The sequence below is a fragment of the Candidatus Accumulibacter contiguus genome (genome assembly GCF_012940005.1).
Taxonomy (GTDB): domain Bacteria; phylum Pseudomonadota; class Gammaproteobacteria; order Burkholderiales; family Rhodocyclaceae; genus Accumulibacter; species Accumulibacter contiguus.
This window is the reverse complement of record NZ_SPMX01000095.1, coordinates 1-20,832: the sequence shown is the minus strand read 5'-3', so window position 1 is coordinate 20,832 and position 20,832 is coordinate 1. Positions and strand designations below refer to the sequence as shown.

Below are 20,832 nucleotides of genomic sequence, written 5' to 3'. Positions count from 1 at the left end.
ACTCACCCATGCGCAGATTGGCAAGTTGGTCGGAGTCGCTCCATTAAACGCGGACAGTGGTCGCCACAAGGGTAAGCGCATCACCTGGGGTGGTCGAGCGACGGTCCGTACCGCTTTATACATGGCGGCCTTAAGTGCCATACGTTACAACCCCGTCATCAAGACCTTTTATGAACGTTTGCTTGCTAACGGAAAACTCAAAAAAAGTCGCGCTGGTCGCTTGCATGCACAAGATGCTGACGATCATGAACGCCATAGTCAAATCGGGTATTCCGTGGAATCCAGAGCATGCAAAATGCGCCTAAAAAAAGCTTGACTGGGAACACAGTTGCTCCCCCCTCGCGGGGGAGGGGTCGGGGGAGAGGGGATGCCTGTACTCGACCGCGGTCAGCGCTGCCTCCAGAACGACGGCGGTGTCATTGCATATCTCGTGATTCCAGAATCGCAGGACCCGGAATCCTTGTGACTTCAACCATGCCTCTCGTCTTTCATCGCCTGGCGATACCTTGTGTTGCCCACCGTCCGCTTCTGCGACGACACGAGCAGCGAAATGCACGAAATCCACTACATACGGGCCAATCGCTTGCTGCCGCCTGAACTTTTCCCCGTTCAGCCGATGCCCTCGCAGATGTTGCCAGAGCAGATTTAGCTTCGGTTATGTGCTGGTGCGGGGATTTGACGAACTCTTGTGCAACCATTCCCCCTCTCCCCGACCTCTCCCCTCGCGGGGGAGGGGTCGGGGGGAGAGGGTGGCCTGCACTCGACTGCGGCCAGCACTGCCTCCAGAACGGCTTCGGTGTCATTGCATATCTCGTGATTCCAGAATCGCAGGATCCGGAATCCCTGTGACTTCAACCATGCATCTCGTCTTGCATCGCCTGGCGATTCATTATGTTGCCCACCGTCGGCTTCTACGACAACACGAGCACCGAAATGCACGAAATCCACCACATACGGGCCAATCACTTGCTGCCGCCTGAACTTTTCCTCGTTCAGCCGATGCCCTCGCAGATGCTGCCAGAGCAGATTTTCGGCTTCGGTCATTTGCTGGCGCAGGGATTTGACGAATTCGTGTGCGACCATTCCCCCTCTCCCCCCAACCCCTCCCCCACAAGGGGGGAGGGGAGATCAGCAATCGGCGATGTTTCTCAAGTGGATACACAAAACCATAAGATATTGATTATAAAATACTATATGAGGCTCATATCCACGTCTGGAGCACTACCTTTCGACCCTCCTGCTCCCCTCCCCCTCGCGGGGGAGGGGTTGGGGGAGAGGGGGTCTGTACTCGACAGCGGAGGCCATGCCACAGTCAGCCGCTGGTCTGCTGCTCGGCTTCCGCATCGAAAACGAGGCGTAGATGACCCGCGGGATATTTTACAGGGATCGCATATACCGTGCGTGGCTCGGTCAGTCCGGCCAGCAGGAAGTCGCCGAGCCGGTGCGTACGTCCAGAGGCGGCGCGGGCCACCGTGGCACCGATCAGGATGGGATGGGCCAATTCGCCGGTCAGCGCTTGCAGGCGCGTGGCGACGGTCACTGCCTCGCCCAATACGGCGTGCGTTCGTCTGGCGGCCGGTCCAAATGAGCCGATCAGGACCGTGCCGGTTTCCAGGCCGATGCCGAGATCGAGCGGCGGTACATGCCGTGAAGCGATGCGCGGTAACTGCGGCGTACAGACCCGCCAAAGTTCTTCCGCGGCATCGAGGGCGCGGGCGCCGTGGTCGGTACAGGGCGCCGAGCCGTTCCAGACCGCCAGCAGGCTGTCGCCGACCATCTGTTCCACTACCCCGCCGTGCGCTTCGACGATGCGGCTGGCGGTGGTGAAGAACAGGTGCAGGACCATGGCGGTTTCCTCCGGCGGACGGCCTGCGCAATAGGCGGAGAAGTTGCGCAGATCGGCGTGCAGCACAGTGGCTTCGCAGCGCGTGGCGCGGACCTGCGCACACGGCTCCTGGGTGGCCACCTGGCGTGCCACCGGTTCGGGCAGGTAGCTGGCCAGATGGGAGTAGAGGCGCTCGCGCTCGCAGCGCAGGCGGGCAAATTCACCGGCGCTGAGCAGCGTCGCAGCGAATCCGGTGAACAAGCCGGGAGCAACCCAGCCCAGCCACAGGTGTTGTTTGAGCAGCAGCAGGGTGCTCAAACCAAAAATCGCCAGGATGTTGGCCAGGGCCACCATGGGGAGGACGATCGCTGCGCTGCGCGGCGCCAGGCGCAAGGCAGCGAGCAGCAGCAGCGCGCTCAGGCCGCCCAGCAGCCAGGACCACAGCGCAGCGCCGAGTGGCCGATAGGGCGTGCGATCGTCGAGCATGGCAGAGAGCAACTGCGCATGCACTTCGACGCCGCTGACCGCGCGTCCCTGCGGAGTGGGGATGGCGTCGCGGGCACCGAAAGCGGTGGCGCCCACCAGTACCCAGGCTCCCTGCAGCAGGTCGGCAGGTGCCTTGCCCTGCAGCAGGTCCGCGGCCGAGACGGCCAGCAGGCCGGAACGCGGCATCTGGTAGGAGACGCGCAGGTGGCCGGCATCGTCCAGAGGCAGACGCAGGCCGCCGAGGTCCAGCCACCAGGGCGGATCGAGCAGTGATACGCCGGAGTGCAGTTCGGGGACGGCCTGACTCGCGGCGATGGCACCGGCAATCGCCAGCGAGGCGTAGGTTTTGCCGCCGTGACAGATCAGCGCCGGCACCTGGCGGACGGCGCCGTCGGGATCCACCAGCGGCGTGATGTGGCCGGCGAAAGGCGGAGTGCGAAGCTGGTCGTCGCTGGCCATGTAGCCGTACGCCCGCTCGGTCGGCCGGGGACAGTCGGGGAAAGGCAGTGCACCCGCCAATTGGCCGCTGTGCACTACCGGCTCGGGCGACAAGGAGAAGAGCTGCGCCATGACCGTAGGCACCGGGCTCGCCAGGGCGCTGGACAGGCGGGCATCGTCCGGACTGGAACCTTCGAAGAGGATGTCGAGGATTTTCAGGCTGACGCCCGCCTGGTCCAGTTTCTCGAGCAACTCGGCCTGGCGGGCGCGCGGCCATGGCCAGGCGCCGATCGCCTGAATGCTTTTTTCATCGATATCGACGACCACGATGCGCCGCTCCACTGCCTGCTGGTCGGCCATTCGCCAGGACAGGCTGGCCGAGAGTTCGTCCCATTGGGACAAGTCCGACAGGCCAATGGCCAGCAGCGTCAGGGCCATCGCGGCGAAAAGCGCGGCGAGTCGCAGTCGCACCGGTTTCTGCAGCAGGCCAGCGGTGAATGCCGAAGGGATGCGACGGAAAACCCCTCTGGAATGATCGGTCATGGACACGGGCTTTCAGCGACGCCAGAGCGTGGCACCCATCAGGGCGCCATTCCCTATGGATTTACTGAAGAAATAGCCGGCCTGGCTGGTATCCAGTGAAACGGCGCCGGATACCCGGTCGGCGGCGCCGTTGCTGAGAAAGACCCCGGTCGTCCGATCGATCGTTCCGGTCGCGGTCACCGCCTGGGTGCCGACGCTCTGGGCGGTGACGGCAAGCTGTGTGGCGAAGGTGTTGCGACCGAAATCGATGCTCAGCGAGCCGCCGTTCACAGTCGCCGCCGACAGCACACTGTATGGATCACGATAAGAGGCGGTGCTGCTCTCCAGTCGGAAGTTCGCCAGACCGCTGGCATTGGTGAGGGTATTGGTGATGGTCTCGTTGCGGAACAGCATGTAGTAGTCTTCGCCGACCGTGATCTTCTTGTCGTTGCGCGCTTCCCGGAAAGGAATGGTCAGGTTGTCGCCCGGCCGCGGGTCGGTGGCCCAGCGTCCCCAGGTCAGGCTTTCGGTCCGGGGTGGCGTCTGTTGCTCGGCCCGCGCCCGTTCCGCCCGCGCCCGGCTCTCTGCCACTGCGGCCGCTTCCTGCGCCAGAGCCTGTCCAGGACTCCTGCTGTCCGCCACTGCGGTCGCCGTACTGGCGTTGCTGACCCGCTCCTGCAACAAGGCCGGAGTGATCTTGTCGGCCCCTTGCAGGGAATTGACCGGCTGCAGCAGCGGCTCGCGGGCTGCCTGGCGATACACCAGCGCCATGCCGTCCATGGTCGCCGCCAGTTCCCGCGAACGGGGGGTGGCACAGGGCCCGAAACCATCGGCACGGCAGATGTTATCGAGCGGGGCAAGTACGATCGCCCCCTGGTTGACCAGGACGACCGCGCGCTTCGCATCGGCCTGGGTGACGAAGTCCGTCCCCTTGACGCCAATGGCTACCAGCGGTGTGTTCAGGCGAAACTTGTCACGGGCCGCTTGTGCCGCCAGTCCCGAGATGCCGCGTACGGTCCCCGTTTCGAGGTAGAACTTGATCAATGACGCCGAGGGATTGGCCGCGTCGTAGCGGTATTCGACCACTTGCAGCACCGAATCCGGCCGGACACTGACCAGCGCACCGTCGACGAAACGGATATGCACATGTCCGCTGGTGGTGGTGCGAATGACATCGCCGGGGACGATACGGTATCCCCTGGAGACGGGCTCGCTCCTGCCTTCGCGTTGAATCTGGCTGCTGCCGATGCACAGGGTCACTTCGCCAACGGCAGCGGACGCGTGCACTGCCGACGCCGGCGCCAGAAGCACCCACATCACCAGCAGCAAACGCAGCAACCGAGCATGGCGAAGCAGCTCTTTCATCATCACGACCCTTTCCTGTTCGACTCCGGAAAGTATAAGTTCTTGATCGGTCTGTGTGATGTGCGTGGAATCACAAGCGATCGGCTGGCGGCCGTCGCGATGTTCGCTCTAACGGTCATGGCTTTGTGAGACACCCCGGATGATGAAAGCCCTGACCGTTATCGTTTGGAAGAAATGCCCTCCGGTGGCAGCGTGTGCGGCGGCGGATAGCTCGCCGGTGGAGCGGACTGCGGCGATGGGTACGGGGCAGGCGTGTTCGCTGGTGGATAGCCGGATGGGGGCACTGTGGGTGGCGGGTAACTCGGCGGTGCCCTGCGATACACGACTTGTCCCGGTAGTTGATTCCCGCGCGAGTACATGCATTGCAAATAGGTGGTGTCGTAGCGGCGCTGCAGCTCGTAGGAGGAAACATAGGCGGTGTTGCCGCCCGCAGCGCTGCCGAAAAGCAATCCGGTCCCCGCGCCGATCGCGGCACCCTGGCCCGCCTGTCCCGTCGCGGAACCGATGATCGCACCCGCTGCGGCGCCGATGGCGGTCGCCACGGCCGCCGTGCCAACCGCCGCGTCGGCAGCGGCCTGGCCAGCGGGCGCGGTGACCGCCAGCGCATATTGTTGGCACGCGATGTCGTCGATCCGGAACTGGTCGAAGGATTTTTGTTGTCCCGGCAGAACCAGCACCGTGGGACCTGTCGGAAGGGTCACGCATCCTGTCAGGAACAAACTGGCCGCAAGCGGCAGTAAAAAAAATTCGCTTTTCCATGATGGATCTCCGTTACGGCCTACTCGGCCAGCTTGGGCCGGGTCATCGTATCCGTATTTGCCTGCGGCACCACCCGCAACCAAGTCTTGCTGCAATCTCGCACGTAAGGGTAGTAACCCGCCGGTTTGGTGCAATAAAACCAGAATGTCGGTGGTGAATCAGGATTACCCGCTACGGACGGCGGATTTGGATCGTATTGGGGCGGGGTGGGCACTTCGATCTGCTGCTCTACATAGACTGTCGGCCCCACCACCGCGTAGCTTGCATACGGGGCGTAGCCGTAGCCGTAGCCGTAGCCGTAGGGATAAGCATAGGGCCAGGCCCCCCAATAAGTAGGTCCACCAAAATACAATCCGACGCCAGGACCCCAGTACCTGCCTCCCCATGTGCCGCGATGGCCGTGCCAGCCACCGTAGTAGCCGCCTGCGTGCCAGTTTCCACCACCCACATGGACGACCCTGCGGCCATCGTAGTAGCCTCCACTTCCACGACCTTGGGCGATGGCGCTACCCCCAATGATCGCAAATAGCGCCAGTGCGGCAAATCCAAGCAGGGGTTTCTTCATTGCGTTCACTCCTCGGCCTCGCTCACCTTCGACCGGCAACCAGGGGTTGGCATCAGCCCGTATTGCGTTCACCCTAAGGAAGCAAGGGAAAAACGAGTAAAATCCAGGACAATCAAAATAATAGAGTTTTTGGCTCGCTTTCGCGACATTATCGCTTAGTTTGCTGAAGTTCGACAGTCTGCCAGACGTGAACACGACGCACTGCAGCTGCGCATGCCTGACTTTCTGTAAATCAATGATGAATGGCTGGAGCATTGCATTCTCCTCACGATATGAGACTTAGTTCAGTGCAGCATGTGCTGCAACGTCTGCACGACATCATCGCCAGCGATACGGGCAAGATGCTCAGCGGCTCGGCCGAAGCAGAGGTCAAAACCTTGCTCGATGAACTCGACACGCAGTCCCTTCCTTCGCAACTCGGGCAGGAATTCCTGAACCGCGAGGTCACCATACTGTTCGCCGATCTGCGCGGGTTTACGGCAATGCTCGCAAATCAACCGGCGGATACCGTCATCAGGATTCTCAATCCCTGCCTCGTCCAGATGAGCGAGATCATTTTCAAGTATCAGGGAAGCATCGACAAGTTCATGGGTGATTCGATCATGGCGCTGTTCGGCGCGCCAGTGCGGCGCCCCGACGATGTTCAGCGAGCACTTGCCTGTGCTGTCGAAATGCAGATGACGATGGATACCCTCAACCTTGCGCACAGGCAGCAGGGAATGCCGGAACTGTACATGGGCATTGGCATCAACACAGGAGAAGTTCTGGCTGGTACGCTGGGATCGAACCTCTATAACGAGTACACCGTGATTGGTGACGAAGTCAATCTGGCTGCGCGCATCGAGGCTTTGAGCTTGCGCGGTCAGGTTCTGATCAGTCAGAGCACCTATGAGCGCTGCAAGGACTTCGTCGACACCAGAGGTCCGATCGACATCTATCTCAAGGGGAAACCAGTACCCGTTAGCCTGCGCGAGCTGATTGGCATTCCTTCGCTGGGTCTCCATGTTCCCCGCCAGGAAAAACGTCGTTCTCACCGCATTCAGGTCAAGTTGCCGTTCGGCTACCAGATCATCGAAAACGGCATTGTCTTTCCCGAGATGCGCCCTGGCACGATTCTCGATCTTGGCTACCACGGCGCTCTTCTTGAACTGGAATGTCAGCTTCCCATTTATTGTGAAATAAAGCTCAGTCTTGACTTGCCGATAGTCGCCTATCAGGCGCGTGACGTTTACGCCAAGATCCTGAATCGCAAGCCTGCGAACGGGATTGTTCGCATGGGTTCCGAGTTCACCTCACTCCCGCCGGAGGCGAACATGAAGATTCAACTGTTCGTTCAACTTCTGGTTTTTGCCGGCCAGTCTTGAGGACCCAGATGCGGCCAATCAGTCCGGAATCTCCCATCCCCACTCGCGGGAGGCGAAGGCGGGGTTTCGCGGAGCGCTGCTCCGCGCCGCCGCAGCCGGCCCGCGATGCAGCTCGGGCCGTGGGAGGAGTCGTGGCAGAGAGAATCGGTCATGACTTTCCTGGTCGGGGGTGCCTGGAAAAGTCATGACCGTTAGCGCTGGTATGCTGCCCAAATCGCGGTGGCGCGGCATGGTCGGGGTCATCCTGGGGTTGCTGGCGATCGTGCCCCTGCTCGGCGTGGGTATCGTGTATCTGGAGCACCCACGTCTGAAGCAGCAGGCCTTTGCGGATGTCAACGCCATCGCCAGCCTGAAGGCCGGCCAGATCGAAGCATGGCTGGACGAGCGCAGAGGAGACGCGATGATCCTTGGCGCCAGCCCCGGCCTCATAGAAGATACCGTACGGATGGCGCGTGACGAGGATGTCCATGCACGGCAGCGCCTGGTGGAACGTTTCGAGACGATCAAACGGGCATACGCCTACGACGGCTTCGTGCTGGTAGACGGAAGCGCCCGGAGAATCCTCAGCCTGGGGTTACACGACATCTTGGCCGAGGCACCTGTCCGGAGGGCGCTCCAGACTGCATTCCAGACCACTCAGCTGACGATGACCGATCTCTATCTGAGCGCGTCGGGCCACGTCCACCTGGACCTGGTTGCGCCGCTGGTGAAGACCATCGATGGCGCGCGGCAGGTGGTGGGTGCCGTGATCCTCGACACTCCGGTCGAAAGTATCGTTTTCCCGTTGATCCAGAGCTGGCCGACACCGAGCCCGAGCGCCGAGACCCTGCTGGTGCGCCGGGAGGGAGATTCCGTGTTGTTTCTGAACGAATTGCGCCATCGCAAGGCAACCGCGCTGGTATTCAGCCAGGCCCTCGACGATCCCGAATTGCCATCTGCCCGCGCGGTCTTGGGCAGTGCGGCGCAGGTCATGGAGGGAAAGGACTACCGCGGAGTCAGGGTGTTGGCTGCGACGCGCCCGATAAGAGCTACGCCGTGGCATCTGGTGGCGAAAGTCGACCGCGATGAAGTGCTCTCTCCGCTGCGCCACCTGGTGTTCTGGGTCGGCCTGGTCGCGACCTCCGCCGTCCTGGTCGTCGCGCTCCTGATCCTCCTGCTGTGGCGCCAGCAACTGCGCACTCACCAACTCGAGCTGGCCACCCAGGGCATGGAGAAGGACCGCCTGCTCAGGTTCTTCTTCGATCTTCCCTTCGTGGGCATGACATTTCTCTCGACGGACCACATGCGCTGGCTGCGTTTCAACGACCGCCTGTGCGAAATCCTGGCTTACCCCCGCGAGGAATTGATCGACAAGACCTGGGCACAGCTCACGCACCGCGACGACGTCGACGCCGACCGGATCCAGTTCGAGCAGGTGTTGAGCGGCGCGAGGAACGGCTTTCAGATGGACAAGCGCTTCGTTCGCAAGGATGGCAAAGTCATCAATGCGATGACCGATGTGAGGGCAGTTCGGCACGAAGACGGACGCGTGGACTTCTTCGTCGCGACCGTTCAGGATATCACCGCGCGCCTGCAGGCCGAGGGTTTCGCTCAGGAGGTGCTGGACAATGTCCATCAAGGATTTGTCGTCTATGACCGAGCGCTCAGGGTGGTCGTCTGGAACCGATTCCTCGAGCACGCCACCGGGGTGCCACGCGAACTGGCCATCGGCAAGCATCTCCATGCGCTTTTCCCGGACGCGCGAGATCTCGGACTGGAAGCGTACCTGATGCGTGCCTTGGCGGGCGAGATGGTCGTTGCCGACGAGTTCGTACCGCGCCTGCTTGGCACGACGGAACTCCTTGCGCCGGAGGCCGCGACGCTGCGTCGCGACGATCCGCATCTTCTCTGGACCTTATCCTCTTATGCGCCCCATCGGAACGCCAACGGCGACATCGACGGCGTCCTCGTGAACGTGGTCGATATGACCGCGCTGAAACACAGTCAGGATTTACTGATCGAATCCAACGAAAAGCTGCGTCAGCTTACCCAATACCTGGAGCGGATACGCGAGGAGGAGCGGGTACGCATCGCGCGGGAGCTGCACGATGACCTCGGCAGCACGCTGACGGGTGTCAAATGGGCGGTCACGATGGCGATCGATCGCGCTCAAGAGGCAGCGCTGCCTGGCGACGAACAGCTTGTCCGCGCGTCGCAATTGCTGGATTCGGCAGTCGATACGATGCGCCGTATCATCAGCGATCTACGGCCAAGTGTCCTCGACCAGCTCGGGGTATGGACGGCGATCGAGTGGTACGCCGGGCAGGTTCAAGAACAGACCGGTCTGCAATGCAAGGTTGCGATTTCTGCCGAGGCCTTGGCAATCGAGCTTGATTCCGAGCGTGCCACCGCGATGTTTCGCATCGTCCAGGAAGCGTTGACCAACTGTGTCCGCCATGCCCAGGCTGCGCACGTCGAGATCCGTATCCACCATGAAGCCGGCGCCGTGATGATCGCAGTAGAGGACGACGGGGTGGGCATTGGCGACGAGGCCGGGATCAAGACCGAATCCTGGGGCCTGCTGGGGATCCAGGAACGTGCCGCCCGCTTCGGCGGCAACATCAGACTGTCGCGCGGCGTCAAGAAGGGAACGGTCATTGTTCTGCACATGCCGGTTTGAGGAGCGATGAGCACAAGCAAGCTCCAGGTCCTGCTGGTGGATGATCACGCCGTGGTCCGCGGCGGCTTGCGGCTGATCCTGGATCAGACCGACGATATGGAGGTGGCGAGCGAGGCGGAGGACGCCGAACAGGCGATCCTCATGATCCGCCAAAGCGAATTCGACGTCGCGCTGGTCGATATCGGCCTGCCCGGCAAGGGTGGTCTGGACCTGTTGAAACAGATCAAGACGGAGCGGCCGAAGCTTGCCGTGTTGATGCTCAGCATGTACGCCGAGGAGGTCTATGCCGTACGCGCGCTGAAAGCCGGCGCATCCGGCTACCTGACCAAGAACAGCCCCCCAAGCACGCTCCTCGCGGCAATACGCAAAGTCGCCAGTGGCGGCAAGCATGTGAGCCCCGCGCTGCTGGAGCGTCTGGCGGTCGAGGTGGGGCGAGGCAGGAAATCCGATTCTGAAGCACTTTCGGATCGGGAGATCGAAGTGCTGCGGCGGATTGCCTCCGGAGAGAGCTTGAACCAGATCGCCGAAGCGCTGTATCTCAGTCCCAAGACGGTGACCACCTATCGTGCCCGAATCGTCGAAAAGACCGGGCTGCACAGCAACGCAGAACTCACTCGTTATGCCCTGGAAAAGGGCATGCTCTCTTGAGCCGGGGCGACCGGAATCCAACGCCAAACGAGTCCGGTACCGCTTGTTCGGCGACGAGGCAGCGCGTGTCCATCGGCTGTTCGAGCGTGCATGGCATCGGCACGCTGGCCGTGTAGGGAATTCCCGACGGGTGCAGTGTCGGCGATCGCCTACAGGAAAATTACACGCGTTGCCGATAGTCGATGATTGGTGTGTGCGGGATGATGCGTCCTGGAAATATCGATTCGCGCGAGAAAGAGCTTCTTCCTGGCGCGCCTCAATCACAGAGGAGATCATCATGGATGCCTGCGCATCGACCGCCCTGCAGCACAGCCCCACCCGTTTCCTTCTGGTGGACACGGATAATCTGTTTCTCGACGGCGTGGGTGGCGCGCTACAAGCGAACGAAAACATCGATGTCGTGGCGATTGCCCGTTCCATTGAAGATGCCTACGATTGCACGGCGAGGCACAAGCCTGATGTGATCGTCATCAGCTGGGGAAAGGCGTCGCGGGCTTTTGTGCATGCCGTACTGGCGAACCACTCCTCCGCCCAGACCAAGCCGCTGATCGTGATCGTGCTGCCCCGAGGAATCACCAGCATCCCGGGATTGACCTCGCTGAGTCTCCTGCCCAATGTCGCGCTGCTGGTGCATGAGCAGATCGAGAAGTTGATGCTCCGGCACAACTCGTCGAAGCCCCCTAGGCTACTTCACTGACATCTATTCTGCCAGCATTCCGCCAGCGGCGCACTCGCTGGAGGTGCGGAACATCCCTCGCTGCATGCGTGCTAAGCGCACACCCCCGGCACCGGGCATTTCGATTCACCCTCTTTTGTGACCGAACGTGATGTCAATCCTGATCGTCGATGACTCAGCTGTTGTCCGCGGCATGTTGCGCGAGATGCTCGCGAAGATCGAAGGTGCAGAAGTCGTGGGTGAATTCGAAAGTCCCGCCCCGGCCATCGAAAGCATTCGGAACCACCCGCCGGACGTCGTATTGCTCGATATTCAACTGGTCAACGGCAGCGGGCTGGAGGTCCTGCGTGCGGTGAGCACGGAGCATCCGGGCGTGAAGGTCATGGTCTTCACGAACTTCGCCGAGCCGGTTTATCGCCGGCGGTGCCTGGAAGCCGGAGCTTATGCTTTCTACGACAAGAAGAGCGATCTGCACGCTCTCCGGCAAGCCCTGCAGGGCCTTGCGTCGTTCTGAGAGGCAACCATTACGTTTCACCGTGCTCCTCGTGCGGGTGTCGGTTCGCTGACATTCTCTATCGCCACCGAGCGCCGGAGCGTAAGCCGGAAGCCGTCGTGCGGGTGGATCTGCTCCGCCGTGTCGTCAATGAAGAGGTCGCCCCGCAGGAACTCGACCTTGGCGAGCAGGAAGGGGGAGAGCGCGTCACTATGTTCGAGAATCAACTCCTCCCCCCCGTTTCATGGCTTGCGCAAGCGGTCCGTAACGAAAAAGCAGATCTTGCCCTTCCCAGTCTTGCTTGCCGATCAGTTCGTCGAGATCGGTCCGGTCGGTACAGATATGCATCATGACATTTCTCCTTAGAACGAGGCCTCTGCATTGGTTAACGGCTGCGCAGCGATTATGGTTGAGTCGTTTTTTTTCGATCTTTTGTGTGCGAACGGCAAAACTTTGCCGGAAATCGCCATTTCACCAAGACAATGTGCAAGCGACACGAATGTGCGCACCAGGGCACAAGCTTGCGGACTTGACGAGAGAGGGCCTGGAATGAGACAAAGCAGGGGTCTCCCGATCGGAGTATGAGCATGCACATCCTTTACCTCGTCCTGTTCCTGCTGCTCGCGGGCTGCGCTCATTCCCCATCGAGGATCGCGCCCGCGACTGTCGACAACCGTCAGCCGGAAGGCGCCGCAGGCGTCAGCGTTCAGCCCGGATGGCACGGCCAGAAGTTTGCCATCGCCACGGCCAATCCGCTGGCCAGCGCCGCCGGACTCACCGTGCTCAAAGACGGAGGAGCGGCGATCGACGCGGCAGTTGCCGCGCAGATGGTGCTGACCCTCGTCGAACCGCAATCCAGCGGCATCGGCGGCGGCGCCTTTCTGCTCCACCACGACGGTCGCCATACGGTCGCCTTCGATGGTCGCGAGACGGCGCCGGCAGCAGTCGGCGAGACACTGTTCGTCCAGGCCGACGGCAAAGCGATGACTTTTCGGGAAGCGATCGTCGGTGGCCGCGCGGTCGGCGTGCCGGGGGCACTGCGGATGCTCGAAATGGCACACGCCGAATACGGCCGCTTACCCTGGGCGAGCCTGTTCGATCCGGCGATCCGGCTTGCCGAGAACGGATTTCCGGTCAGCCAGCGCCTGCACACGCTGCTCAAGGTCGACCCCCACCTCAGGAAGGATCCGCAAGCCGCGGCCTATTTTTACGATGCCGATGGTCAGCCAGTCGCCGTCGGCAGCCTGTTGCACAACCCGGAACTGGCAGAGGTCCTGCGCAGGATCGCCAGACAAGGATCGCGAGCCTTGCACGAAGGTGAGATCGCCCAGGCGATCGTCGACAAGGTGCAGCAACACCCGGAAAACCCTGGCAAACTCACCATGACTGATCTGGCTGCATACCAGCCGCAGCGACGTTCGCCGCTGTGCAGCAGCTATACGCCGAAGCGTGTCGAGCCCCCGCGAAGGTACCTGATCTGCGGTTTTCCTCCACCCGCTTCGGGAGCGATTGCCATCGCCCAGATCCTCGGCATCGTCGATTCCACCGAGGCCGCATTCCTGCCGTTTGCCGACCCGCTCTGGATGCACTATTACAGCGAAGCATCGCGCCTGGCTTTCGCCGATCGCGCCCAGTATGTCGCCGATCCCGACTTCGTCGCCGCACCGGCGGGCAATTGGTACTCATTGATCCAGCCGGACTACCTCGCTGAGAGAGCACGGCTGATCGGCCCAAAGAGCATGCAGGTCGCCCGACCGGGCTCGCCATCGCCGGGACCCGCGAGCCATGCAGCGATGCCCGAACAGCCGGAATACGGCACCTCGCACCTCAGCGTCGTCGACCAGCACGGCAACGCGTTGGCAATGACCACCACCATCGAGGATGCCTTCGGCGCGCGCCAGATGGTGAGGGGATTTCTCCTCAACAACCAGCTCAGCGATTTCGCCTTTACCCCGACCGACGGCAACGGCTTGCCCGTCGCCAACCGCGTCGAGCCAGGCAAGCGCCCGCGCTCGTCGATGAGCCCGACGCTGGTCTTTACCCAGGACAGCGGCGATCTGGTGATCAGCGGCGGCTCACCGGGCGGCGCATTGATCATCCACTATACTGCCAAGCTGCTCTACGCGATGCTGAACTGGGGGCTGGCGCCACAGCAGGCCATCGACCTGCCCAATTTTGGTTCCTTGAACGGCCCGACGCTGCTCGAGGAAAAGCGCTTTTCTCCGTCCTTTGTCGAAGCGCTCAAGGCCAGAGGCCACGTGGTGAACGAAGTCGGCATGAACAGCGGCTTGCAAGCCATCGAGAAGACCTCGGGCGGCTATGCCGGTGGTGCCGATCCGCGGCGTGAAGGCAGGGTGCTTGGCGAGTGATGGCCGCGTCTCGACACCCTCACCGATGCCAGCAGCAGCGAGCAACGGCGCCGATCTGCCGCCCGAATCGGCGTGCTGACCGCAGAGTCACCCGCAGGACCGGCGCGCTACACGACGAAACAGTTTTCCTTGAGGAAGGCCAGGGCCTCGCCGAGTGTGCTATCGGAGGTGTCGAGCAGATAGGTCTCCGCCTCCTGGAAAAATTCATTCCATAGCCTTTCCAGGCCGTCCTGCATCTCATGGGGCGCACAGGCACGGATGAAAGCGAGCACCGGCTCTCGCTGGAATCCGTCGGTACGGACCTTGCGGATCAAGGCTCTCGCTACGGCTCGCGTCAGAGCGGGTTTGGGGAGCATGTCGGCAGCGATGCAGACAAAAATCGTCAGCAGCGAATCATCGTCGGTCTTGCCACCAGTAATCTTTTGCCATTTCTTCGAGACCGCTGCATCGAAAAGACTGGCATCTTCGAGATCAAAATCCCGCAGAAAATACCCTTTCTGAACAAGCTCTTCCAGCAGTTTGTCGAGCGGGTACGAGGTATCGAGAATCCTTGGCAGGTCCTCGGTTTCGACTTCCTGCAGATACCGTCTGGCAATCGCCTGGTACGATTCAGGCAGTATCTGGAATACCTCCCTGATTCGCTTTCTGCCCTTCGCCGGTACCCCCTTCTTCCTGATTGCCTCAAGGATGCTGACGAAACCGGCGGCATTGGGGATTGCAGGCGGGCTGTTCCCAGCAAGATGGACGAGCATGGCCGTACGCAAGAAGGATCCAACGGGCACCATCGAAAGGCTGGCAGGGGCCACGCCAAGGTGTTCGGCAAACCAGAGTGCTGCTGAAATCGCCAGGTGATACTCCCGCCTGTGTTCGCGGGTGAGTCGATATTCGGCCAGATCCCTCAGCGACCAGTCAGCCAGGAACTCCCTTTGGGACCTCTCGTCCACGCTGCCAATGACGTCGCACTCGGGCATTGCCCAGAGCGCTTTGAGCATTTCCGATCCGCCCCGCGAATGCGACAGAAAAGTGTTGTCCCGCAGCGAGCGTGCTGCTTTGTCGAGATCACCGCCGCTGCGGTCCAGGAGGAACAGGCTGACGAGATTAACGATCCGCGTACGCGCCTCTTCGATATTCGGCCGCAGGTACTGTGTGCCGAAATACTCGGCAATCTGCAGCATCCCTTTCGGTGCATCGTTCAGGATATGGGCGACCCTGTCCTGGTTGATGATCCCGTTCTGCACCCCGTAAACGAGCGCCTTTTCGAAAAACGGCCGAGTGTCGAAAACGGCGACTTCGTGGCGGCTAGGCGGCATGGGCGGTGACATCCTTCTTGTGGCCTACAGCGCGGACTCTTCCTCCGGCTCGGCAGGAGGCCTGTTCGCAGGGCTCGACGGCGCAGAGCCAGCCGGCGCGAGTCCTTCGGCCCTGGCACGCGCACGCAGGATCAGCAGGACATCGCGAAAGATCTCCGGGTGTTGGTAACGGAGCGTCCACGCCAGTTCCATCCAGTCGTGATCGTTGACTTCGCTGTGGGTCAGGAAAGGACGATTGACGCCGGGATCGGCGAGCGCGTCCAGACGCTCCTCGTCGGTCATGTCGTCAGCAGATTCGTCGGCGTCGGCGAAAAAATCAAAGGTTGCCGTCTTGAAGAAATGCTCGATGTTTTCGCCACGCTCGCAGAGATAATCGGCCAGCACCTCGCAGCCACCTTCGATCTCACCGATGGCCTCGATGAACTCACCGGGATCGCTGCCGGCCCGGAAGACCACCGAATTGATCATGCCGTGCAGTCGCTCATGACTTTGGTCGCCGTAACGCCGTTCAAGGACGATCGCGCGGGCGAACTGCTCTGGGGAGACCAACAGGTTCACTACCGATTCCCGAGATGAATCGAAGTCGCGCAGGACGGCCAGCAGGTCCTTCGCTGGAAAATCGTCGAGAGCCACTACCAGGGCATCGTCACCATCGCTTTCCACCAGCGAAGACAGAGCAGCCTCGGCACCGACAATATCGCCGACCTGGATCAGTCTCCCGGCTTTCACCAGCACCGGATGGCTCATCAGTGATCCCCCGAAAATCGATCTTTCCGATCAAAACCCTGTTCGGCAAGCCAGTCGGCGCCCGCCTCTTCGAGGTCGAGGTCGTCATCGAAGTCCCGGTCGTTCTGGTCGCCATCGCCGTCAGCATCGCCGCATCCGCTCGTCGGCCGCTGCTGAGCTGGTTCCGATGAACTCGCAGATCGCCCTTGCAGATATTCCAGGCCGGCGGTCACCACCATGAACTGGTCGCCGTTCGGGTCCTTGAGGACGAGTTCGGCGAGCGCTTCAGCCCAGGGTTCCAGGGTCACCGAGGTCAGCAGTGTTGACCAGGAGGGCAGGTCTTCGGGCTCCTGCGCGACCACATCCCGCATCACCTCCGGACTGGCGAAACGCATGCCGCCGTGGAAGGCGACGGCAACCATTTCCGGGTTGCACTCGATCATCGGCAGGAGTTGCGCGAGTTGTCCGCGCTTTGCCTTGAGCCGCTTGGCCAGAACATCGTGCCCCGCCGAATCGGTCATCAGGTCGTCGATCTCGGCGCCATAGGCGGACTTCAGATCTTCAAAGAATAGCGACAGCCTCACTGCAATACTCCTTCCAGATAATTTTTCCAGATCTCCCGCGCCGTTTCCAAAGGCTTCTCAAGAAGATTGCGACGTCGGTTCTCATCATAGACATGCCGGCACCTGGTGTCGGAAAGTGTTTCGTAGGCTTCCTGAACGTCGCGAAAGCGATCGGTCGCCTCGGGAGCCTTGTTGCGGTCAGGGTGAAGCAGCAAGGCTTTCTTGCGGTAGGCGATCCTGACTTCTTCGCTTGAGGCATCGCTGGCGATTCCGAGTATCGCGTAATAGTCCTTCATGCTTCCTGATCGGCTTTCTGATCGAGACGGTCGTTTCCAGACACCTCAGCTACCGGACATCGCCCGGGAAAGGCCGAGACGCTGCCACAGGGTAGTGGTCAGCTCCACCTGGTTGAGCGTGTAGAAATGCAGGCCGGGCGCACCACCAGCCAGCAACTTTTCGCAGAGCGCAGTGACCACATCCAGGCCGAAAGCGCGGATCGACAGCGTATCGTCCCCGTAGCTTTCGAGCCTTTTCCTGACCCAGCGCGGTATCTCCGCGCCACAATTGTCGGAGAAGCGGGCGAGGCTGCTGTAGCTGGAAATCGGCATGATGCCGGGAACGATCGGGACATGGATACCGACTGCCTGGCATTCGTCGATGAAGTGCGCGTAGGCGTCGAAGTTGTAGAAGTACTGCGTGATCGCCGAATCGGCACCGGCTTCAAGCTTGCGTTTGAAAGCCAGGAGGTCGTCCATCGGACTTTTCGCCTGCGGGTGATACTCCGGATAGGCCGCGACTTCGATATGGAACCAGGCGCCCGTTTCGGCACGGATGAACTCGACGAGCTCGTTGGCATAGCGAAAGGTGCCCGGCCTGGCCATACCCGACGGCAGGTCGCCACGTAGAGCGACGAGGTGGCGAATACCATGTGCCCGATACTGTTCGAGAATACTGCGAATACTGTCTCGGGTCGATCCGATGCACGACAGATGCGGAGCCGCCTGGTGGCCTTCACGCTGGATTTCGAGCACGGTGTCGAGCGTACGGTCCCGCGTCGAACCGCCAGCGCCAAAAGTGACCGAAAAAAACCGGGGTTTCAGGAGCGCCAGGCGGGCACGCGCGGCCCGCAACTTCTCCGCCCCCTCCGGGGTTTGCGGCGGAAAAAGTTCAAGGCTGAAGACAGGTGTCTGCGGTGTCATGACGAGTTCCTGCTCTTGCCGGTGGGCAACAGTGAGGAAAGAATGGACGAGAAAATGCTGTAGAGAACTGCGCCAAACACTCCCGGCCAAAAGCCACCGACGACGAAGCCCTCCAGCATCGAACCGGCCAGCCAGAACATCAGGCCGTTCACGACGAAAAGGAAGAGCCCCAGCGTCAGCAGCGTGACCGGCAACGTCAGCAAAACCAACAGAGGACGCAACACGGCGTTCACCAACCCGAGCACCAGCGCGGCGATCATCGCCGATCCGAAAGAAGCCACCTCTATCGATGGCATCAGGTAGGCGACGGCAAGCAGCGCAATGGCGTTGAGCAGCCAGAGCAGGATCAGTCGCATGGCGGCTCCCTGTCGAGGTGAATGTCAGTAGCGATATTGGTCGGACTTGTAGGGGCCTTCCTTCGCCACACCGATGTAGGCGGCCTGCTGATCCGTCAGCTCGGAGAGCTCGGCATTGAGCTTCTTGAGCTGCAGGCGGGCCACCTTCTCGTCGAGGTGTTTGGGCAGCGTATACACCCCGACCGGATAGTCGGCATTGCGTGTAAACAGTTCGATCTGGGCAATCGTCTGGTTGGCGAACGAGGAACTCATCACGTACGAGGGATGGCCGGTACCGCAACCGAGGTTGACCAGACGTCCCTTGGCCAGCAGGATGATGCGCTTGCCATCGGGGAAGATCACATGATCGACCTGCGGCTTGATCTCTTCCCAGACGTAAGCCTCGATCGAGGCGACGTCGATTTCGTTGTCGAAGTGGCCGATGTTGCAGACGATCGCCTGATCCTTCATCCGGGCCATGTGCGCATGGGTGATCACGTGGTAGTTGCCGGTGCAGGTGACGAAGATATCGGCCTTGTCGGCCGCGTAATCCATGGTCACCACGCGGTAGCCTTCCATGGCTGCCTGCAAGGCACAGATCGGGTCGATTTCGGTGACCCACACCTGCGCGGACAGGGCGCGCATGGCCTGCGCCGAGCCCTTGCCGACATCGCCATAGCCGGCGATCAGGGCAACCTTGCCGGCGATCATCACGTCGGTGGCGCGTTTGATGCCATCGACCAGTGACTCGCGGCAACCGTAGAGGTTGTCAAACTTCGACTTGGTGACCGAGTCGTTGACATTGATCGCCGGGAATTTGAGTTCACCCCTGGCGTGCATCTGGTACAGGCGATGCACGCCGGTGGTGGTTTCCTCGGTCACCCCCTTGACCGCTGCCAGGCGCAGCGAGTACCAGGTTGGGTCGCTAGCCAGTCTGGCCTGGATCGCAGCGAAGAGAATCGTCTCTTCCTCGGAGGTCGGACTGGCGAGAACCGACGCGTCGCTTTCGGCCCGTGCACCGAGGTGCAGGAGCAGCGTCGCATCCCCCCCATCGTCGAGGATCATGTTGCTGTAACCCGCATCCGGCCATTCAAAAATGCGGTGGGTGTAGTCCCAGTAATCTTCCAGCGACTCGCCCTTGACGGCAAAAACCGACACTCCGGAAGCCGCGACGGCCGCAGCGGCGTGATCCTGGGTCGAAAAGATGTTGCACGAAGCCCAGCGCACTTCGGCACCGAGGGTGACCAGGGTCTCGATCAGTACGGCGGTCTGAATCGTCATGTGCAGCGAACCGGTAATGCGCGCGCCCTGGAGTGGCCTGGCGGCAGCGAATTCTTCGCGAATCGCCATCAGGCCCGGCATTTCGGTTTCGGCGATACGGATTTCCTTGCGGCCCCAGTCGGCGAGGCCGAGGTCAGCAATCACATAGTCTTGGGTAACAGCATCCGACACGGTAAGGCTCCTTGAGAACGGTGACCGGGAGACGGAAGCTGTCGGGCATACCTGCTGAGGGACTTCAGCCTGTGCCCACCCATCTCCTCGTGCCCGGCACGGGTTGGTTGGATGAGCGCCGTTTGAAGAATCCGAGCCTGAAACTGTCGGACGACAGCCCTGCAGCGCTCCTCGGATTATTTGGCAATTATAACCCGGCTTGGGGAGCTTAGCCCAAGTTTAACGTGCGCCGTGTCAAGGCGCTGTCTTTCAGCGGGTGCGAATCCCGCCCGGCAACTTTCGCTCCGGCCGGTAGCAACTGGAGCAGTCGTGGAGGTAACGAAGCGGCTGAAGCCTCTGGTGTAGAGGGTTCTGTAAGGAACTTGGCGAACATGCAGGCCGTAATGTGAATGAACACTGAGCAGGCCTCGAAAAAGGTAATGCGGAAGCCGACCCGCCGTGAATACGGGGAAGGCCGATGTCACATGAGTACGGTCACTGATCGCGATGGCGTTTGGTGGTTTTTTGGTCAAGTAGCGTGATGGACGGCAGGTGACCCCCCTCGGGGAACTTGAACAAACGTGCCCTTTGGGGGAGTCTCCGGTTACTAAGGCATTAAGCAAAAATAACTTGAACAATGCAACGCTCTAACAATATGTTTTTGCTATATTTTTTTATCAATATGTTCAAGTTAATATTGCTCGCCTCCTAAGCCAAGAGACCATTCAAGTGTGCCACGCCCTAGTGCAATCGCCCCCGTTTTTTCTCCTTTTACTGCGCATTGACGAAGAGTTGGCCGAAGAGGCACGCTCAGGAGGGTGCGCGTGTGGAGGTGTTCTTCACCGCGCCAACTACCCGCGCAAACCACGCGCTTGTCCGAAAGAGGTTCGATCGGCTTACGAGTCGCGCTTCAGCTTCTGCTGCAATCGCTGTCGGCGGCGTACGACGTCAAGATCCGTGCGTTTCCTGGGCCGGCGTGTGTATCTCGGGCTGGCGGTGGTGCTGGGGTCTGCCCGGCATGCCGGGCAGACCCCAGCGGCGGCGCGGCTTTCCGGGATGCTGGACATTCCGGTACGCACCCTGCAACGTTGGCGGGAGT

At 61.1% G+C, this 20,832-nt stretch carries 20 protein-coding genes, 1 pseudogene and 1 riboswitch; of the genes and pseudogenes, 7 read left to right on the top strand and 14 right to left on the bottom strand.

Features of this window, described 5'->3' with window-relative positions:
- A pseudogene (locus E4Q08_RS22565) lies at positions 1-305 on the top strand (transposase); the annotation flags it as partial.
- Here E4Q08_RS22565 and E4Q08_RS22560 read toward each other — a convergent pair.
- The 6 genes from E4Q08_RS22560 to E4Q08_RS22535 all read right to left on the bottom strand — a co-directional run bounded on the left by E4Q08_RS22560 (position 302) and on the right by E4Q08_RS22535 (position 6,215).
- On the bottom strand, positions 302-613 hold the full coding sequence (locus tag E4Q08_RS22560) for an endonuclease domain-containing protein (RefSeq protein ID WP_308240201.1): 312 nt from the start codon (positions 611-613) through the stop codon (positions 302-304). The pseudogene E4Q08_RS22565 and the gene E4Q08_RS22560 overlap by 4 nt on opposite strands.
- 32 nt (positions 614-645) lie before the next feature.
- Positions 646-1,083 (bottom strand): endonuclease domain-containing protein, encoded by a 438-nt coding sequence (locus tag E4Q08_RS22555; RefSeq protein ID WP_169072047.1) that lies wholly within the window; start codon positions 1,081-1,083, stop codon positions 646-648.
- A 229-nt stretch (positions 1,084-1,312) separates the two neighbouring features.
- Positions 1,313-3,292 (bottom strand): CHASE2 domain-containing protein, encoded by a 1,980-nt coding sequence (locus E4Q08_RS22550; protein WP_169072046.1) that lies wholly within the window; start codon positions 3,290-3,292, stop codon positions 1,313-1,315.
- A gap of 12 nt (positions 3,293-3,304) precedes the next feature.
- Positions 3,305-4,639, bottom strand: a complete 1,335-nt coding sequence (locus E4Q08_RS22545) for a FecR family protein (RefSeq protein ID WP_169072045.1) — start codon at positions 4,637-4,639, stop codon at positions 3,305-3,307.
- Positions 4,640-4,794: 155 nt separating this feature from the next.
- The gene (locus E4Q08_RS22540; protein ID WP_308240200.1) at positions 4,795-5,337 is read right to left on the bottom strand and encodes a glycine zipper family protein; all 543 of its coding nucleotides are present in this window, start codon (positions 5,335-5,337) and stop codon (positions 4,795-4,797) included.
- Positions 5,338-5,414: 77 nt separating this feature from the next.
- On the bottom strand, positions 5,415-6,215 hold the full coding sequence (locus E4Q08_RS22535) for a hypothetical protein (RefSeq protein WP_169072044.1): 801 nt from the start codon (positions 6,213-6,215) through the stop codon (positions 5,415-5,417).
- Positions 6,216-6,232: 17 nt separating this feature from the next.
- On the opposite strand from E4Q08_RS22535, the gene E4Q08_RS22530 reads away from it, so the two are divergent.
- The 5 genes from E4Q08_RS22530 to E4Q08_RS22510 all read left to right on the top strand — a co-directional run bounded on the left by E4Q08_RS22530 (position 6,233) and on the right by E4Q08_RS22510 (position 11,821).
- Complete coding sequence (locus E4Q08_RS22530; protein ID WP_169072043.1) at positions 6,233-7,324, top strand: adenylate/guanylate cyclase domain-containing protein; 1,092 nt, start codon at positions 6,233-6,235, stop codon at positions 7,322-7,324.
- A 184-nt stretch (positions 7,325-7,508) separates the two neighbouring features.
- Positions 7,509-9,983, top strand: coding sequence for a sensor histidine kinase (locus tag E4Q08_RS22525; RefSeq protein ID WP_169072042.1), 2,475 nt, complete (start codon positions 7,509-7,511; stop codon positions 9,981-9,983).
- A gap of 6 nt (positions 9,984-9,989) precedes the next feature.
- Entirely contained in the window at positions 9,990-10,631 is a 642-nt protein-coding gene (locus tag E4Q08_RS22520) for a response regulator (RefSeq protein WP_169072041.1), read from the top strand.
- A gap of 169 nt (positions 10,632-10,800) precedes the next feature.
- Positions 10,801-11,328 carry a helix-turn-helix domain-containing protein gene (locus tag E4Q08_RS22515; protein ID WP_169072040.1) on the top strand — a complete coding sequence of 176 codons (528 nt, stop codon included), beginning with the start codon at positions 10,801-10,803 and terminating at the stop codon, positions 11,326-11,328.
- A 130-nt stretch (positions 11,329-11,458) separates the two neighbouring features.
- Positions 11,459-11,821 (top strand): response regulator, encoded by a 363-nt coding sequence (locus tag E4Q08_RS22510; RefSeq protein WP_169072039.1) that lies wholly within the window; start codon positions 11,459-11,461, stop codon positions 11,819-11,821.
- Positions 11,822-11,838: 17 nt separating this feature from the next.
- On the opposite strand, the gene E4Q08_RS25190 is transcribed toward E4Q08_RS22510, so the two are convergent.
- Positions 11,839-12,027: a hypothetical protein gene (locus tag E4Q08_RS25190; RefSeq protein ID WP_248595091.1), complete on the bottom strand. Its 189-nt coding sequence runs from the start codon at positions 12,025-12,027 to the stop codon at positions 11,839-11,841.
- Positions 12,028-12,381: 354 nt separating this feature from the next.
- Here E4Q08_RS25190 and ggt point away from each other — a divergent pair, with 354 nt between their 5' ends.
- Entirely contained in the window at positions 12,382-14,169 is a 1,788-nt protein-coding gene (ggt, locus tag E4Q08_RS22500) for a gamma-glutamyltransferase (protein WP_169072038.1), read from the top strand.
- A gap of 107 nt (positions 14,170-14,276) precedes the next feature.
- Here the strand turns inward: ggt and E4Q08_RS22495 are convergent, their stop codons facing one another.
- The 7 genes from E4Q08_RS22495 to ahcY are packed head-to-tail and all read right to left on the bottom strand — an operon-like array spanning position 14,277 to position 19,754.
- Positions 14,277-15,479, bottom strand: coding sequence for a hypothetical protein (locus tag E4Q08_RS22495; RefSeq protein ID WP_169072037.1), 1,203 nt, complete (start codon positions 15,477-15,479; stop codon positions 14,277-14,279).
- A 24-nt stretch (positions 15,480-15,503) separates the two neighbouring features.
- Complete coding sequence (locus E4Q08_RS22490; protein WP_034915568.1) at positions 15,504-16,226, bottom strand: hypothetical protein; 723 nt, start codon at positions 16,224-16,226, stop codon at positions 15,504-15,506.
- Positions 16,226-16,789, bottom strand: coding sequence for a hypothetical protein (locus tag E4Q08_RS22485; protein WP_169072036.1), 564 nt, complete (start codon positions 16,787-16,789; stop codon positions 16,226-16,228). Before E4Q08_RS22485 ends, E4Q08_RS22490 begins: the two co-directional genes overlap by 1 nt.
- Entirely contained in the window at positions 16,786-17,064 is a 279-nt protein-coding gene (locus tag E4Q08_RS22480) for a DnaJ domain-containing protein (protein ID WP_169072035.1), read from the bottom strand. The genes E4Q08_RS22485 and E4Q08_RS22480 overlap by 4 nt, the downstream gene beginning before the upstream one ends.
- A gap of 45 nt (positions 17,065-17,109) precedes the next feature.
- Entirely contained in the window at positions 17,110-17,967 is an 858-nt protein-coding gene (gene metF, locus E4Q08_RS22475; protein ID WP_169072034.1) for a methylenetetrahydrofolate reductase [NAD(P)H], read from the bottom strand.
- Positions 17,964-18,323, bottom strand: coding sequence for a phage holin family protein (locus E4Q08_RS22470; RefSeq protein WP_034915577.1), 360 nt, complete (start codon positions 18,321-18,323; stop codon positions 17,964-17,966). The genes metF and E4Q08_RS22470 overlap by 4 nt, the downstream gene beginning before the upstream one ends.
- A gap of 24 nt (positions 18,324-18,347) precedes the next feature.
- Positions 18,348-19,754, bottom strand: coding sequence for an adenosylhomocysteinase (gene ahcY / locus E4Q08_RS22465; RefSeq protein ID WP_169072033.1), 1,407 nt, complete (start codon positions 19,752-19,754; stop codon positions 18,348-18,350).
- A gap of 106 nt (positions 19,755-19,860) precedes the next feature.
- A riboswitch (S-adenosyl-L-homocysteine riboswitch) is annotated at positions 19,861-19,933 on the bottom strand.
- Between the last annotated feature and the right edge of the window lie 899 nt (positions 19,934-20,832).